The organism is Desulfobulbus propionicus DSM 2032 (assembly GCF_000186885.1).
In the GTDB taxonomy this organism is placed as follows: Bacteria; Desulfobacterota; Desulfobulbia; order Desulfobulbales; family Desulfobulbaceae; genus Desulfobulbus; species Desulfobulbus propionicus.
In genome coordinates this window covers 1,362,563-1,378,592 of the sequence record NC_014972.1, presented here as the reverse complement: position 1 = coordinate 1,378,592, position 16,030 = coordinate 1,362,563, and the positions used below count along the sequence as shown (strand labels likewise).

8 protein-coding genes are annotated in these 16,030 nt (G+C 59.6%); 5 read left to right on the top strand and 3 right to left on the bottom strand.

Translation table 11 applies throughout. The features are described 5' to 3' along the window. Positions 1-211: 211 nt before the first annotated feature. Positions 212-3,085, top strand: coding sequence for a PAS domain S-box protein (locus DESPR_RS17155; protein WP_015723922.1), 2,874 nt, complete (start codon positions 212-214; stop codon positions 3,083-3,085). Positions 3,086-3,422: 337 nt separating this feature from the next. On the opposite strand, the gene DESPR_RS06020 is transcribed toward DESPR_RS17155, so the two are convergent. Further along, positions 3,423-4,610 carry an iron-containing alcohol dehydrogenase gene (locus DESPR_RS06020; RefSeq protein ID WP_015723921.1) on the bottom strand — a complete coding sequence of 396 codons (1,188 nt, stop codon included), beginning with the start codon at positions 4,608-4,610 and terminating at the stop codon, positions 3,423-3,425. Between the two features lie 181 nt (positions 4,611-4,791). Here DESPR_RS06020 and DESPR_RS06015 point away from each other — a divergent pair, with 181 nt between their 5' ends. Together DESPR_RS06015 and DESPR_RS06010 are read left to right on the top strand one after the other, a co-directional pair. Continuing rightward, positions 4,792-5,685, top strand: coding sequence for an AraC family transcriptional regulator (locus DESPR_RS06015; protein WP_015723920.1), 894 nt, complete (start codon positions 4,792-4,794; stop codon positions 5,683-5,685). Positions 5,686-6,059: 374 nt separating this feature from the next. Continuing rightward, entirely contained in the window at positions 6,060-7,724 is a 1,665-nt protein-coding gene (locus DESPR_RS06010; RefSeq protein ID WP_015723919.1) for a sensor domain-containing diguanylate cyclase, read from the top strand. Between the two features lie 231 nt (positions 7,725-7,955). Here the strand turns inward: DESPR_RS06010 and DESPR_RS06005 are convergent, their stop codons facing one another. Continuing rightward, complete coding sequence (locus DESPR_RS06005) at positions 7,956-9,215, bottom strand: putative sulfate/molybdate transporter (protein WP_015723918.1); 1,260 nt, start codon at positions 9,213-9,215, stop codon at positions 7,956-7,958. Positions 9,216-9,383: 168 nt separating this feature from the next. On the opposite strand from DESPR_RS06005, the gene DESPR_RS17795 reads away from it, so the two are divergent. Further along, on the top strand, positions 9,384-9,995 hold the full coding sequence (locus DESPR_RS17795) for a tetratricopeptide repeat protein (RefSeq protein WP_015723917.1): 612 nt from the start codon (positions 9,384-9,386) through the stop codon (positions 9,993-9,995). Positions 9,996-10,127: 132 nt separating this feature from the next. Here the strand turns inward: DESPR_RS17795 and DESPR_RS17150 are convergent, their stop codons facing one another. Beyond that, positions 10,128-13,625 (bottom strand): PAS domain S-box protein, encoded by a 3,498-nt coding sequence (locus DESPR_RS17150; protein WP_015723916.1) that lies wholly within the window; start codon positions 13,623-13,625, stop codon positions 10,128-10,130. Positions 13,626-13,991: 366 nt separating this feature from the next. Here DESPR_RS17150 and DESPR_RS05990 point away from each other — a divergent pair, with 366 nt between their 5' ends. Next, positions 13,992-15,905: an aldolase/citrate lyase/malate synthase family protein gene (locus tag DESPR_RS05990; protein WP_015723915.1), complete on the top strand. Its 1,914-nt coding sequence runs from the start codon at positions 13,992-13,994 to the stop codon at positions 15,903-15,905. Positions 15,906-16,030: the final 125 nt, after the last annotated feature.

The window sequence follows — 16,030 nt, the reverse complement described above, 5'->3', positions numbered from 1 at the left end:
TCGTTGCCCCCAGCTGCTCATTCGTGTCCTGATCGGTGCTTTTCCATCCCCGTTTGCCCTATATGTTCTGTTTCATCATGCGCGGCTCTCTCTGCGATTGCCTTGTCAACAGCAACCCTGTATATGAATTGCATATTTGTCGTCTGCGATATCGGCCTGTGGGGCTTCTCCCGCGCAACCATCCATTATCAAATAATAACAATTCCCAATCATGGCGTATCTCGACCTGATCTTGAATCTGGCCCTGCTGATCGCTCTCAGTGTTGTTTCCGGTTTCATCGAACAGCGTTGGTCGCGTCACACCCGACTCGGCATGGTGGCCCAGGGAATACTGTTTGGCGGAGTGGCCGTAATCGGCATGTACCGTCCGCTCCAACTGGAACCCGGCTTGTTTTTTGACGGCCGCTCGGTCATGTTGAGTATTTGCGCCCTCTTCTATGGCCCATTGGCCGCAGCGACAAGTTGCTTGCCGCCCTTGGCATGCCGGTTGGCAATGGGCGGGTCCGGCACGGTCATGGGCATGCTGACCATCCTTTCCTCAACGGCTGTTGGTCTGGCGGGCTATCGGTTTTTTCGTGTCAATGGACGCCTGTCAACGGTCCTGCACTTGTATGTTTTTGGAATCATTGTCCACCTGGCCATGCTGGCAATGGCCTTCTCGCTCCCCTTGGACAAGGCGTTGGCCACCATTCGGAGCATCGGCCTCCCCGTGCTCGTCCTCTATCCTTTGGCAACTATTCTGGTCGGCAAAATCCTGCTTGATCAGGAATTTAAGCTCCAATTCATCGACAGCCTGCAGCAGGCCAGAGAGCAACTGGATACCACCTTGCGCTCTATCCAGGATGCCGTGATCTCCACCGATGTCAGGGGACAAATCCGCTACATGAACCCCGTGGCGGAAACGCTCACCGGCTGGAGCAGTTTCGAGGCCCACAATAAAAGGCTCGCCGAGGTGGTGCGTGTCGTTGATCAAGAGAGTCACGAACAGCTCCTCGATCCGGTTGAGCGTGTCTTGGAGAGTGGCAAGCCTGTCCTGCTCACCAACCATACTCTCCTTGTCGGGCGCGGTGGCGCCGAGTATCACATCTCGGAAAATGCCGCCCCCATGCATGACGCCGAGGGCAAACTGACGGGGGTCGTCCTGGTTTTCCGCGATGTCACCCCTGAATACGAAACGCGTGAACAATTGCGTAAGAGCGAGTCACTGTTCAGAAATATCTTTGAGCACCATGCTGCGGTCAAACTCCTTATCGATCCTGACAGCGGCGCTATTCTCGAAGCAAACGAGGCCGCCGAACATTTTTACGGATGGTCGCGCCAACAGCTCAAAGAAATGCGTATTCAGGACATCAACAGGTTGGCGTCGGACGAGATCAGCCAAGAAATGGAAAAAGCGCGCAGCAGCCAACGCGTCCATTTCGAGTTCCGTCACCGGATGGCCGACGGGTCGGTCCGGGATGTGGAGGTCTTCAGCAGCAGTATCGAGGTGCACGGTAAATCGATCCTCCACTCCATTGTCCACGATGTCACCGCCCAAAAACAGGCGGAAAGAGACCTTCGGGCCAGCCAAGAGTATCTCGGCAGCATTTTTCGTGCGGCTCCCGTCGGTATTGGCGTGGTCGTCGACCGGGTTTTTATCCTTGTCAACGACCATCTCTGCGCCATGACCGGTTACAGCCGCGACGAACTGCTTGGCCAAAACAGCCGGATGCTGTACCCCACCGACGAGGATTTTACCTTTGTCGGCACAGAGAAGTATTTGCAGATTCAGCAGAAGAACATAGGGACGGTGGAAACCCGATGGCTATGCAAGGACGGAACGTGCATCGATGTACTCCTCAGCTCCTCGCCTCTCGACGCAAAAAATTTGTCCGCCGGAGTGACCTTTTCCGCCTTGGATATTTCGGAGCGCAAACACGCTGAACAGGAAAGGGAAAAGTTGCAGGGGCAGCTCGTTCAGGCCCAGAAAATGGATTCCGTCGGACGGCTGACTGGTGGTGTGGCCCATGATTTCAACAACATCCTCTCCGTTATCCTCGGGTACACCGAAATCGCCATGGAGCAGACGCGGGCCGACTCGCCGCTGTATGGGCATCTGCAGAAAATCCGGGAAGCTGGCCAGCGTTCCGCCGATATCATCAGGCAATTGTTAGCTTTTTCCAGACAGCAAACCATCGCACCCAAGGTGCTTGACCTCAACATCGCCGTGGGCGGATTGGTGAAAATGTTGCAGCGGCTGATCGGCGAAAACATCCATCTTGCCTGGATGCCAGCGCCGTTGCTGCCGCTGGTGCATATTGATCCAGCCCAGATCGACCAGGTGTTGATCAACTTATGCGTCAATGCCCGCGATGCGATTGACGGCGTTGGTTCCATGACCATCGAAACCAGGGCTGTTACCGTGGATGCCGAATATTGCACCCAAAACGCTGGATTCGCTGCCGGCGAGTATGTGGTGCTTTCGGTGAGCGACAATGGCTGTGGCATGGAACCGGCGGTCATGGAGAAGATTTTTGAGCCGTTTTACACCACCAAGGGTGTCGGCCAAGGGACCGGTCTCGGTCTGGCGACCGTCTATGGCATCGTCAAGCAAAACCACGGGTTCATCAACGTGTACAGCGAACCCGGCCAAGGCACCACGTTCAGAATCTACCTGCCCCAATACACCGAGAGCGAAACCATTGACAGGGAGGAACACGAGGATGCGCGGGAAAACAGCAAGGGCGAAACCATTCTCTTGGTGGAAGACGATCCCTCCCTGCTCGATATGTGTCTGACCATGCTTCATCGGCTTGGTTACAGCGTGTTGGCGGCGAATGGTCCGCTTGAGGCACTGCGAATTGTCGATCAGCAACCAGGTGCCATTGATCTGTTGCTGACCGATGTCATCATGCCGGAGATGAATGGCCGTGAATTATCCAGCCGGCTCCTTGCGCGGCATCCCGGCCTCAAAGTGCTGTACATGTCCGGTTATACCGCCAACGTCATTGCCCATCACGGCGTGCTCGACGCAGGGATACACTTTCTGAATAAACCTTTTTCATCCAAGGAGTTGTCCGTCAAGATCAGGGAGGCCCTCGCCTGATCCAGGCAAGGGCCGTTGATGCGTTCAGCGCTCCCGCGACCTCCTGTCCGTCCTGGCCAGACCTTCAAGACAACTCACGCTGCATGGGATCTGCATGTTCAGCCCTCCTTTCAGTGTGTGACGTTGCGCATTGTGCCGGAAAACCAAGCCGCTGGTCCCTTGATGCTCGCCTGTGAGCCGTTTCCTGCAATGATCATCGAATGCGCCTCTCCTGCTTGGGTGGACAACCACATCATCGGGAAGTGTCGCCGGCAATCGGTTCGCGCCGCTTGACCGGTGGCATGAATTCGTTGTACTCCATTTTCCCCTCCGGGCGAGAAACCGCCGAGCAAGGCCCTTACAGGGCGGCCTTGAGTACCGCGACAATGTCCGCCTCGGTCATTGCCGGACGCCCCGGCAGGTTGCCGTTCGCGTCGTGGATAACACGCAAGGTATCCTGGGCATACCGAGTGAGCAGGCCGTCATCGATCTGCAGCTCGGCCAGCCGCGTGGGACAACCGATCTCTTTAAGAAAACTTTCAAAACGATCAATGCCCTCAAGGGCGCACTCCAGGTCCGCGGGATCTTTGGCCGTGAGGCCGAAAATGCGCTCGGCGAACTGGACGAACTTGTGCGGCCTATGCCGGGCGGCAAACCGCATCCAGGAAGGATTGACCACGGCCAGGCCAGCCGCGTGGGTGATGTCGTGATAGGCGGACAGGGTATGCTCGATCATGTGTACCGGGTAGCCCCCATTGGTGCCCGCGTTCACCCAGCCGTTGAGGGCGACGATGGAGGCCCATTGCACCTGCGCGCGGGCCTCCAGATCATTGCCATCGGCAAGGGCCTTGGGGCCCCACTCCATGGCCGTGAGGATGACGCCTTCGGCGAACCGGTCCTGAATGGGGGTGTCGTCAACGCCGTTGAAATAGGCTTCGGTCACATGGGTGATCAGGTCGCACACCCCGTAGGCGGTCTGATCCCTGGGCACGCTCTTCGTCAGTTCGGGGTCCACCAGCGCCACCCTGGGGTACAGACATTTAGCCTGGACAAAGGACTTCTCCTTGGTTGCCTCGTTGGAGATCACCGCCCCCATGTTCATCTCGGAACCGGTGGCCGCGAGCGTCGGCACGGTGATGAGCGGCAGGGCGCGGGTCGGGATATGCGGAGTGGGCTGACCGTGCAGAATCATGTCCCAGGGATCGCCGTCATAATAGAAGGCGGCGGCCATGACCTTGGAGGCGTCCATGGTGCTGCCGCCTCCCAGGGCAATAATCACATCGCAGTGTTCGTCACGGGCGATCTGGGCACCACGCCTGACGGTGGATATTCGCGGGTTGGGCTCGACACCGTCGCATTCGACCCAGGCAACCCCGGCAGCCTTGAGGCTTGCCACGGCCCGGTCGAAGGTGCCGCTGCGTTTGACGCTGCCGCCGCCGGTGACCAGCAAGGCTTTTTTGCCATGCCTGCCGACCACCTCCCCCAGTCGCGAAAGCACGCCTGCGCCAAAGATCAGATGGGTGGGATTGTGAAATTCAAAATTCATGCGAAACCTCCTGTTCTTGAGTTGCTGTTGCAGTGCGCAGGAACGTACTTCCCAGCAGGCGGATTTGGAATACCTGTTCCTGTCTAATTCTTGCCTATTTCTGCTTGCACGTTGATTTTGTGACGCATAACAGCTAGTAATGTTGTCTAAAGATGGTATCCGAAACAAGAGAGCTTTTTCTATGGCAAAGATGGTTGAACTGTTGCGGAACTTTCCGGACATTGAGGACGGCCCCTCTCCATCCCGGCTTCACGGGGTGCTTTTTTTCAAGGAAACCCGCCCTCTTCCCAGGAAACCGATGGTCTACGATCCTGGCCTCTGTATCGTTGTCCAGGGGCACAAGATTGGTTACCTGGGCGACCGGAAATTTCGCTACGACGCCAACCAGTATCTGGTGACTTCGGTCACCATGCCGTTCGAATGCGAGACCTTTGCGACTCCAAAGGAGCCACTGCGTGGATTGTACATCGATATTGACATGGGTCAATTACATGACCTGATCGGTCGAATAGATACGCAAACAGGAATCGGCAAGGGCGGCGAACGGATACTGCCTCGCGGGATCGGCCCGGCCGTCATGGATGAGGAGATGGTGGATGCGACGACGAGGCTGGTCAAATGTTTGCGTTCAGAGACTGAAGCACAAATATTAGGCCCTGGAATCGTGCGGGAAATTCTCTATCGGGCACTGCGCGGAACCCAGGCGCCGGTCCTCTACTCCCTGGCCTTGCACAGCGGCACGTTTTCACAGGTCGCCCGCGTCCTCAAGGTGATGCAAAGCGACTATGCGGGGAAACTGGACGTGGAACAGTTGGCCAAAATGGCTCATTTGAGCGTTTCCGCGTTCCATCGGGCCTTTAAAGAGATCACCTCGGATTCTCCCCTGCAGTATTTGAAAAAAATCAGACTGACCAAAGCAAGGGATTTAATGATCCAGGAAAGCATCAAGGCCAACATCGCCGCCGACAAGGTGGGGTATGAGAGCGCGTCTCAATTCAGCCGTGAATTCAAGCGCTACTTTGGGCAAAGTCCAGCGGAGATGATGCGGGAATCGCGGAGCATGGAAATGCGCTAGCCGATGTCTTTGGCGCTTTGCTAAGAGCTGCCCGGGCACGCACTGCGATGCGCGCCACTCAAGAGGTGTTGGCCGGCCGATCTCTCGCCGGAAGAATCGAGCGGCTTCGGTGCGGCGGGTGCTGTTGGATGAATCGCGAAACAAATGTTTACTGTATCCCTTGGGCCTTTCGGGGTACACTCCGCGTTCACCTTGCGCCCAACTGCTCCAGCGGGAGACCGGGAATTGCTGACCACATCAAGATAATCTCGACACGCAGGAATCCCCTTTGGCCAAATAATGTCCGGCGGAACCCAGCCGCGCGCACCGGCCGCAAGCGCTCATGTGAACGGCACCCACGAGGCATCGCGCCACGCCATTGACGGAGTTGAGGCATGTACCACCGTTTGTTGAAGATCTTAATCATAACCCAGGACTCACGACTCGAAACGCTGCTGCGGGGCGTTCCCCCGCGGGAGCGGTTCTCGCATCACATCATCTGTCGAGCGCAAGCAGACGAGGAGGTACGAGACTGCGCGATCATCCTCCTCGATTCGTGCACCACGGAAACCATAAAAATGGTCCACGCGGAAAAGGAAGCCCACGCCGCCCTGATCGCCTGTTGCACCGCCAGCAGCCTCACCGGCCTGACGGAGGTCCAGGACCTGCTCGACCAGCTATGGATCAAACCCTTTACCGATGCCCAAGCCCTCTCCTCCTTTGGCAAGATCCTGGCGCGGTTGAAGGAGCGAGAGGACGCCAGCCTTACAGAAAAATATCTCGACACCTTGATAGACAGCCTGCCCGACCTGATCTGGTTCAAGGATGCACGGGGCGCGCACCTGAAGGTCAACACCAGTTTCTGCCGCGCGGTGGACAAGACCAAGGCCCAGATCCAAGGCCGGGGGCATTATTATATCTGGGGCATAGAACCCGACGAGTATGCCCAGGGTGAATATATCTGCCTGGAATCGGAAGAAATTGTCCTGAACAAAAAGGAAACCTGCCTTTTTGACGAGACGGTGAAGTGTCAGGATGAGCTGCGTAAGTTCAAAACGTACAAATCACCGATTTTCGACGTGGATGGCAAGGTTATCGGCACGGTCGGATTCGCCCACGATGTCACTGATCTGCAGAATCTGCTGATCGAGCTGAACATCCTGCTCGAGGGGCTGCCCTTTGCGGTCATGGTGACCGACAAAAACAAAAACATCACCAGTATCAACCAGAAATCCATCAATTTGTTTTCGCTGCAACGAGATGAGCTGATCGGCGGCGACATCGAGTCGTTCATCGCTACAGCTGGAAATTTCGCCCGTAACAAACGATGGATCGTGGAGCGGAACGAGGAAGGAACACTGCTGATTTCCAAGGACCAGGTTCTGAAAATACACGATGAAAAGCTGCTCGATATTTTTGGTGTGTTGGCCGGCTACATCTATCTCTTTCTCGATATCACCCTTGAGCACCGGTACAAGAACAAACTGCTCATGGACGCGAACACCGATTACCTGACCAGGCTGAACAACAGACGCAGCCTTCAGGATTTCATGCGAAAGACCCCCTGCCAGCGCGACACCGCGCTCCTGCTCGCCGATCTCGATAATTTCAAGGAGGTCAACGATCAGTATGGTCACGATGAGGGCGACAGGATCTTGGTGGCCTTCTCGAACCTGCTGATGCACATCTTTCCCGCCGAGAACCTGTTCCGTCTTGGTGGGGACGAATTTGCCATTATCGTTCCCAAGGCTGAGAATACCGAGTCGGTACGGTCAGTTGCCCAAAAGCTGCTCGCCGGATTTGACGAAAGGATCGCGCGGCGGTTTCCCCACACCAACATTTCAGTCAGCATCGGCATCGCCATGCATGCCGATGACGGCGAGAACTTCGGCGAGTTGTTCAAAAAGGCCGATATCGCCCTCTATGATTCGAAAAATGCGGGGAAAAACGCCTATACCTTCTGGATCAGCAATGCGTCAACCATGAGCACGTTGGCGGACAAAATGGGTTTATCGAACAGGCTGCCAGCACAGACGAAAAACGACGTCCCCCTTGAATAGCGATCAAAGGATGGGCGATGGCTGGCACACCGTCTCCGCGGCCCGACTTTTCGCTCGATCGCTCCCCTTCGCCGCCGTTTGCATCGGAGGAACCTCTCTGCTCTCCTGGGCAATAGGGCTTGGCTAGGCGGGAAACGCCCCTGAAATGCGGGCCGGTCCTCCTGGCCCGCCATCCGACTCCATTCTTTCCCTGTCCTTTGCGGACAGGGATATCCACGGACGTGCCCAGGGTTAAATTTTGATTTTCAGCAGCCGGATCACGCTATCGACGAGAATGCCGATCCCAAAGGCCCACGCCATGTTGGGAATGACCAGGGCGATGCCGGCGATCAACAAGGCCACGAAATACTCCTCGTTGGTCTTGAGACTGCGCAGCAGCGGGCAAAGCTCCAACCCGGCGAAAACCAGCAACACCCCGAGAACGGATTGGGGAATCAACGACAACACCGCAAAGCCGAATTCTCCCAGCCCCAGGGCGACCAGGAGGAAAAACAAACCGATCATCACAGGCGCGCCGCCGGTTCTGGCGCCGAAACGGTAATGCGCCGCCAATCCCCCGGTACCGTGGCACATGGGCACGGAGCCGAAAAATCCGGCGGGGAAATTGATCAGCCCCATGGAGAAGGCGAATGTTCCGGCTTTCGCCTTTCTTGTGGACGGGTCGTCGCTGAAGAGGTTGGCGCAGGTGTCCGCGGTTCCCACGCAGGCGTTGCCGATGGTGAGGGGAATCTGCGGCAGCACCAGCATGATGAAGGCGGTCCAAAAATCGGCGATCGTTGGTTGGATGAGATGGATGGAGGTGGGGCCAAGAGAAACACCGCGTCCGGTAAACCCGCCAAGCGCACATCCCACAACGATGCCGACGGCCAGCGCGGCCAGAGCGGCAGGATACCGTGTGTTGTTGAGCAGGAGCAGGACCAGGACGAACACGGCGATGCCGGTGATCAGATTGACCGGATACTCCGCGAAACGGGCCGGTCCGCCCGACATGAACACCTGTTCATGGACAATGAGTTCGATCCCCTTCTTCAGAAAAATAAGCCCTAACGTCAACTGAATGCCACGGACCACCGCCTGGGAAAAAAGTTTCGCAATCCGATCGACCATGCCGGTGAGGGATAACACCAGGAGGATGGCACCGAAAAGGATACCCGCAGCGCCGATCACCGGTTCGGTAATCAGAGCGGGATAGGCAATGGCAATGGCGCCAACCGCCTTCAACGGCTGCACGGGGATGGGCAGTCGATAATAAAAGCCGGCAAAAAGGTAGAAAAGGCCAAAGGTGAGAAAGACGGTCGATGGGCTCAGACCATTGATCAGGATCATGCCCAAGACAATGGGCAGCATGGTCCCCAGGTCGCCAAAGGCGCCGGACAATTCCATCCTGTTGAATTGCAGCCCCCTTTTCGCGGCTGTTCCTGCCGGTGGAAGGGAGGCGTGTCGCTGCGGATGTGCTTCGCCTGACGGGGGCGGGGTGGTGGTCTCGTTCATGCGTATCGCTCAATTCTGCTGTTATAGATGTGTGCCTGGGACGAACAGGGGCTTGCCTGGGCGTCCTTGAAAAGGCTTCCTCGAGTTGCTTTTCCTGACGAGGAGGCAATGAAACACTCGCCGAGCGGCTGTTTTTCGTCTATCGTGCGGGCATTGGAGTGACCGATAATGTTCAAGCTCACCACGACCGTTGCCTTGCTCATCCTTTGTTTTGCCGTTGCCCAGGGGCTTCGGGCGGGCCAAGCACCTGAGCAAACCACCCACCCTGCCGTTGCCCGCCCCTCTCCAGCCGCGCAGGAGCAGCCCCCGCCGCCACAACCATCCAGCCGCAGCCACGATCAATGGCTCAAAGGTTCGGAGGCGTTCCAAGAGTCATCCGATTGGAAAGGCATGCTGGACTGGTGCCAGGAATGGTCACGGGACGTGCCCGAGGATGCCTGGGCCTGGCATTGTCTGGGGTATTGCTATCTCAACCTGCACCGGTACGACGAGGCCGTTGCCGCGTATCGCCAGACGGTGCGCATCAATCCGCAAGATGCGGACGGGTGGAGCAATCTCGGCTTTGTGTACACGGAACAAAAACGCTACAACGAGGCCATCGATTCGTACCGCCAGACGGTGCGCATCAACCCGGGCGATGTCGAAGGGTGGAGCAATCTCTCCTACGTGTATTTTTCCTCCGACAATCCCGCCGCCGCCCAGGAAAGCCTCGAACAGCTCCGCCACCTCAATCCGCAAAAAGCCGACGAGCTGCTCGAAATTCTCCCGCCTCCGAAATAGCAGAACGCCATGCCGCATGCCGGATACCGCAGTGGATATGGCTGTCGATGATCCGGGCGGTGTGCATGGCCCTGTCTCGCCTCATGGAACCAAACGCATCTGTGGCGGGCAGCTCGATGGCCCGCCCCTCCCCTACGGCGCCGATGCCGATGTGCCGCGTCCCTCGTCCAGCACCCTGCGTAGCAGCTCGGCCAGCCCTTTCTTGGTCAGGGGCTTCATGAGAAAACCTCTGACGCCGCACGCCTTGGCCTGTTGTTCATTGACGAGACTGCTGAAGCCGGTGCACAGAATGATCGGCAGATCGGGCCGTATCCGCAGCATGCGCTGCGCCAGGTCGATGCCGGTCAGGCTGGGCATGGTCTGATCGGTGATGACCGCGTCGAAATCCCGGGGCCGCTGCTGAAACATCGCCAAGGCCTCCAGGCTGCTGGTCTGGCTGATCACCGTGTAGCCCAGGCGTTCAAGCATGGTCTTGCCCATCTCCGCCAGCATGGCCTCGTCGTCCACCAGGAGAATCCGTTCCCGGCCCGAGGGGCTAGTGTCGGCCGCCTTGTCCTGGAGCGGAACGCTCGCCTCGTGGGCCGGAAGAAAGACGTGGAACGCCGTCCCTTGCCCCGGCTCGCTCTCGCAGGTGATGAACCCGCCGGTATCGGCCACGATGCCGTGCACGATGGCCAGGCCCAAACCGGTGCCCTTCCCCACCCCCTTGGTGGTGAAATAGGGCTCGAAAATCTTGTCCCGTATCTCCGGGGGGATACCGGGACCGGTATCCGCTACCGTGAGCACCACGAATTTGCCGGGTCGCACCTGGGGATGATACAGGAGGTCCTGGACATCGCGCTCGCATTCCGCGAGCGTGATGTCCAGGACCCCGCCGGTTTGTTCCATGGCGTGAAAGGCGTTGGTGCAGAGATTCATCACGATCTGGTGAATCTGGGTCGGGTCGGCGAGGATGGTACCGGTCCTGGCGCTGAGCTGCTGCCGGATGGTGATTGTCGAGGGCAGGGTCGCGCGCAGCAGCTTGACGGCCTCTTTGACCAGATGGACCGGCTCCAGGGGAATTTTTTCGACATTGGCCCGACGGCCGAAAGCCAGGATCTGTTTGACCAGATCGGCCGCCCGCTCCCCGGCTTCCAGGATCTTCTCCAGATCCCTGGCGGTGGTCGAGTGGTCGGGAAGCGCTTCCTTGGCAATCTCGCCATAGCCGATGATCACCCCAAGGAGATTGTTGAAATCGTGGGCAATACCGCCGGCCAGGGTGCCGATGGCCTCCATCTTCTGCGCCTGCTGCAACTGGACGGCAAGGAGTTTCTTTTCCTCTTCCGCCCGCTTGCGTTCACTGATGTCCTCCAGGACGGACATGATGGCGATCAATTCGCCGTCGGGATTGCGGATGGGCGCGGTCGACAGGCTGACCACGATCGGACTGCCGTCCTTGTGGCACAGGTGCAGTTCGAGGCGGGAAAGCGTCTCGCCGGCCAGGATTCGGGTACGCAGAGCGGCCAATGTTTCGGCCTGCTCGCTGTTGCCGATCAGCAAAAATTGGCCGAGCGCTTCCTTCTCCGACCAGCCAAAAATGCGTTCGGCGGCGCGGTTCCAGCTGAGCACCTGCCCCTCGGGATCAAGACTGATGATCGCCAGCGGCGAGGCGTCAATGAGCGCCCTCTGGAATTCCTCGCTCTTGCGCAGGGCCTCTTCGGCCAGCACCTGCTCGGTGATCACCTCGGTGTAGACGATGAGGCCGCCGATCGTTCCCGGGGACTCGTACCAGGGCCGGCACTCCCACCGGGTCCACTCCATCGTCCCATCGGCTCGAACGTAGGGATCACGCTTGGCGCTCATTGTCTTGCCGGTCAGGACCTGCCGATGGACGTCGCGCCATTTCTCGGGCAGGTCGGGAAAGATGTCGTAATGATGCTGGCCAATCACATCACGCCCCTTGAGCCCGTACATTTCGAGATAGCGCTGACTGACGTACACATAGCGCAGGTTTCGATCATGCACGGCCACGCCGCTGTTGGTGTGCTCGATGAGGTGGCGCATCAACTCGTGCGAATGGCGCAGCGCCTCCTCGGCCCGTTTGCGCTCGCTCAGGTCGCGGCAAAAACAGACCATGCGCCCCCCTTCCTCGTCCAGCCAGGTGACCGACACCTCGACCGGGAAGAGGCTGCCGTCCTTGCGGCGATGCCGGCTTTCAAACAGTTCCGAACCATTGGCGATGATCCGTTGGATCCGGACGGCGATCTGGTCCGGCGACTCGATGGCGTCGAGGTCGCTGATGGACAGCCGGAGGATTTCCCGCCGGCTGTATCCCGTCATGGCCAGATAGGCGTTGTTGACTTCGACCACCCTTCCCTGCGTGTCAAGCACCCAAAACCCTTCCACCGAGGTTTGGAGGATGGTGTGCAGGTAGTGTTCCCGTGCCCGCAGGGTTTCCTCGGCCTGCTTGCGGGCGGTGATGTCGGAAATGATGCCGTGCCACAGGGTGCCGCCATCTTCCAGTCGCTGCGGCTGCGCCTGGGACCAATACCAGCGCAGTCCTTGCCGGGGCAGGATGACCTTGAATTCGCAGAAAAAGGTTTCCAGGGTGCGCGCCGAGGCGAGAATGGCCTCGGCAACCCGGTCGTGGTCGGCGGGGTGGAGCCGGTCGAACACCGGCGCGGCATCTTCCCGGACCTGCTCCGGCGTCACCTCGTAAATATTCCATATCCCTGGACTGGCATAGGGAAAACACGAACGCCCATCCGGATACAGCCGGTATTGGTAGACCACCCCGGGCACCTGGTTGGCGAGATTGGCGAGCAGGGCATGGCTTTCCGCCAGCTGCCGCTCCATGGCCTTGCGCCGGGTAATGTCCATGGAAAACAAGGCGATGCGCCGGACAACGCCTTGTTCATCGGCAACCGGATACAGGTACGCCTCGAAAGCAATCCCGTCGCGCTCATCCTGAACGGTAAGGGGTTGACCGGTGGCCACCACCTGCCGGCAACATTCCCTTCGCTGCTCGGCGACCGCCGGCGGAAAGAAATCGAACACCGGCCGGCCAATCAAGTCGTCAACCGAGACGTGCAACCGTTTGGCCGAGGCCTCGTTGGCGATGATGGTCCGCCCCTCGGTATCGAGCAGCTGAATGGTTTCCGTGGAGGCGTTGAGAATGGCCTTGAGGTGCATCTCGTTTTCCCGCCGTTCGTTCTCGGCCAACAGGCGGGCGGTGATATCGATGAACACCCAGCGGGTCTTGAGCAGCCGGCCTTGCGCGTCCCGTTCGGCCCGAATGTTGCAAGCGCCCCACAGGGTGGAACCGTCCCTGGCCGCCATCGCCAACTCGGCGCCGAGGATCTCGTCCAGCGCCTCGATGCGGGACATCATTCCCCCAAAACACTGCCGCTGGTCGGGAGGGAGAAAATCGGTGAAGGCGCGGCCGATGACCTCTTCCCTGGTATAGCCGAGGCTGTCCAGCCACGCCTGGTTGACGTCGGCCAGGCGACCTGCCGCGTCCAGGGATTGACAGGCCAACGGGCCGTAGGGATACTGGTCAAACTGTGCGCACCGCGCCTCAAGATCGGCACAGGCGGCCTCCAGTTCGGCGATTCGGGCCCTGAGCAAGGCAAATTCAGCTGCATGTTCCATGGTGTCGACCAATCATTGCGCGCCAGCGGGGAGAGCCCCTTTTATACAACACCGCAACGATCTCATCCAGGCCTTTCGCCCTCGTGAAGCCTTCGTCTCCTTCTCCCGGGGGGCCACACGACTGAATGGCCACGCCGGGCCTTGACGTCGATCCGCCGATCCGGTTGCGGCAATCGAATGATTTGCTGTTGCGGCCGACCCCATTTTGGTGTCGAGTAATGGTGTTCAGCCCGCATGGCGCGACGACCCCATGGAGGCCGAACCAAAAGAATCGAGCGTGCAATTTCTTGTTGGCCACGGGCTGCGGCCACTGCCACACCGGCACCACAGAGTAACACACACCACCTCGTCGGGAGGATCACTTCCATGCGCACAACGACACTCACCACTCACCCGAATGTGCAGATCAGAGACCAACTGGCCACCGAGTATGCCGACATCTACACTCCCGAGGCCCTGGCGGCGCTCGGCTTCATGGCCAGACTTGGCGATAAGCAGAAACGGTTGATGGACGAACGGATGCGGCGGCGGGCGGCCCGCATTCGGGAGCGACGGCCCCTCGCCTTTCTTGATCCCGAAGCCCTGATTCCAGGCACCACGATCCGGGTGGGCGACGCCCGGGAGGGGAACTTCATCGGCGCGGAGATCCCGCTCGATCTGCGGCGGCAATGGATCCAGGGCACCGGCCCGGCCGCCAAACCCAATGCCCCCATCGAGTCGAGCCTGCGCAACGTCGCCTATGCCCTGCTCTCCGGGGCCGACGGCTGGATGTTCGACGGCGAGGATGCCCTGGGTCAGATCACCGCCATGTCGCTCGACAACCAGCGCAGTCTCAAGCGGGCCCTTGCCCGTGACCCGCTCTTTCTGGAGGTGGCCGAACAGGTGGCCGGCGAGATGAATACCTGGGCGCGGGGCTTTCTCGGCCGCGAGATCATCGCCGACTGGCGGACCCAGCTCGATCGCACCACGGTCATCTTCCGTGCCCGCGGCCTCCATCTCGACGACCGTCACCTCCGGGTCGACGGCCGCTCATTCTCGGCCTCCATTGTCGACCTGACTCTGTACGTGGTCAACAATTACCGCGCCCTGCAACAACGCGGCGCTTCCCTTGTCCTCTACCTGCCCAAGATCCAGACCGCCGAGGAGGCCGGATTCTGGAACCACCTCTTGAGCGCGCTCGAAGGGCATCTTGGCCTTGCCGAGGGGACCATCAAAACCTACGTGCTGGTGGAGCAGCTGGAGGCCACCTTCCAGCTGATGGAGATCCGGGCGGCCCTTGGCCGCCACTTTGTCGGCTACAACACCGGCCGCTGGGACTACATCAACAGCGTGTGCGACGCCAACTGCTGGGACCCGGGCTTCGTCAATCCCAACATCGAATCGATCCTCATGACCTACGGCTACATGCGCCACTACGAGGATCGGGTGCGGCGGGCGGTCAACACCCCGGACACCAACGGCAACTGCGCCCTGTGGCAGGGGGGCATGGAGCCCAACATTCCGGTCGGCTCGCAGCAGGGCGTGGCCAGCAGCATGGACAAGGCCCGGGCCGGCGCGGTGCGCGAACAGCAGGCCGGGGCGAGCGGCAAGTGGGTCGCCCATTGGAAGATGGTGCACATCGTCCGCCCGGTGTGGGAAGCGGCGGGCGAAGACAACCAGCTGGGCCGGAGCTTCCCGCCGCTCGGCTACACCGAGGAGGACGCGGCCAACCTGACCCTGCTCGAACCGGCCCCGCGCACCGTGCGCGGCGCCCGCAACCTGCTCAGCGTGGCCCTGCAGTACGGCAACGCCTTTGGCCAGGGCATGCAGGCCGCGGCCCTGAAACCGGCGGACTTTTTCGGCAACGACGACATCCTGTACCTGATGGAGGACATGGCCACCGGCGAGATCCGGGTCAGCATCCTGTGGGAGTGGATCCACAAGGGCGCCTCCCTCACCGAGGACGATCCCGAAACGGGGCTCAAGGCCGGTGATCTGTTCAGTGCCGAGGTCTTCCTGCGCCTGCTCGACGAGGAGTACGCCAAGCTGCTCGCCGCCGGTCACCGCGATGTCCACGAAAAATCGAAGACCACCACCCTGCCGATCGCCCGGGCCATTGTCGAGGCCTATGTGCTCGATCCGGTCAAGCTGCCCTGGTTCATCGACCTGCTCAACATCAATCTCAACAACACTGACCTGGGCCTGGCCCGGCAGCGTATCGCCGACTACCTTGCCGCCTTCAAGGCGCAGGGCATGCGCATCACCGAAAACCTCGACACCGCGCCGCCGGCGGGCAGGTAGCGGGCAGGTTGCGGGATATGGGCGGGCAGACGTCTCGTGACAGGGAGTCTCCGGGTGGGTGGAAGCTTGCCCACCCGTGTCGCTCGCTTCATGGTGCGTTTCCCCCTCCGCCAGCGCCTCGCCAT

Bases quoted from the DNA above. Each gene is read 5' to 3' on its own strand.
- DESPR_RS06020 (WP_015723921.1), bottom strand. From the start codon at position 4,610: ATGAATTTTGAATTTCACAATCCCACCCATCTGATCTTTGGCGCAGGC.
- DESPR_RS06015 (WP_015723920.1), top strand. From the start codon at position 4,792: ATGGCAAAGATGGTTGAACTGTTGCGGAACTTTCCGGACATTGAGGAC.
- DESPR_RS17155 (WP_015723922.1), top strand. From the start codon at position 212: ATGGCGTATCTCGACCTGATCTTGAATCTGGCCCTGCTGATCGCTCTC.
- DESPR_RS06005 (WP_015723918.1), bottom strand. From the start codon at position 9,215: ATGAACGAGACCACCACCCCGCCCCCGTCAGGCGAAGCACATCCGCAG.
- DESPR_RS05990 (WP_015723915.1), top strand. From the start codon at position 13,992: ATGCGCACAACGACACTCACCACTCACCCGAATGTGCAGATCAGAGAC.
- DESPR_RS17795 (WP_015723917.1), top strand. From the start codon at position 9,384: ATGTTCAAGCTCACCACGACCGTTGCCTTGCTCATCCTTTGTTTTGCC.
- DESPR_RS17150 (WP_015723916.1), bottom strand. From the start codon at position 13,625: ATGGAACATGCAGCTGAATTTGCCTTGCTCAGGGCCCGAATCGCCGAA.
- DESPR_RS06010 (WP_015723919.1), top strand. From the start codon at position 6,060: ATGTACCACCGTTTGTTGAAGATCTTAATCATAACCCAGGACTCACGA.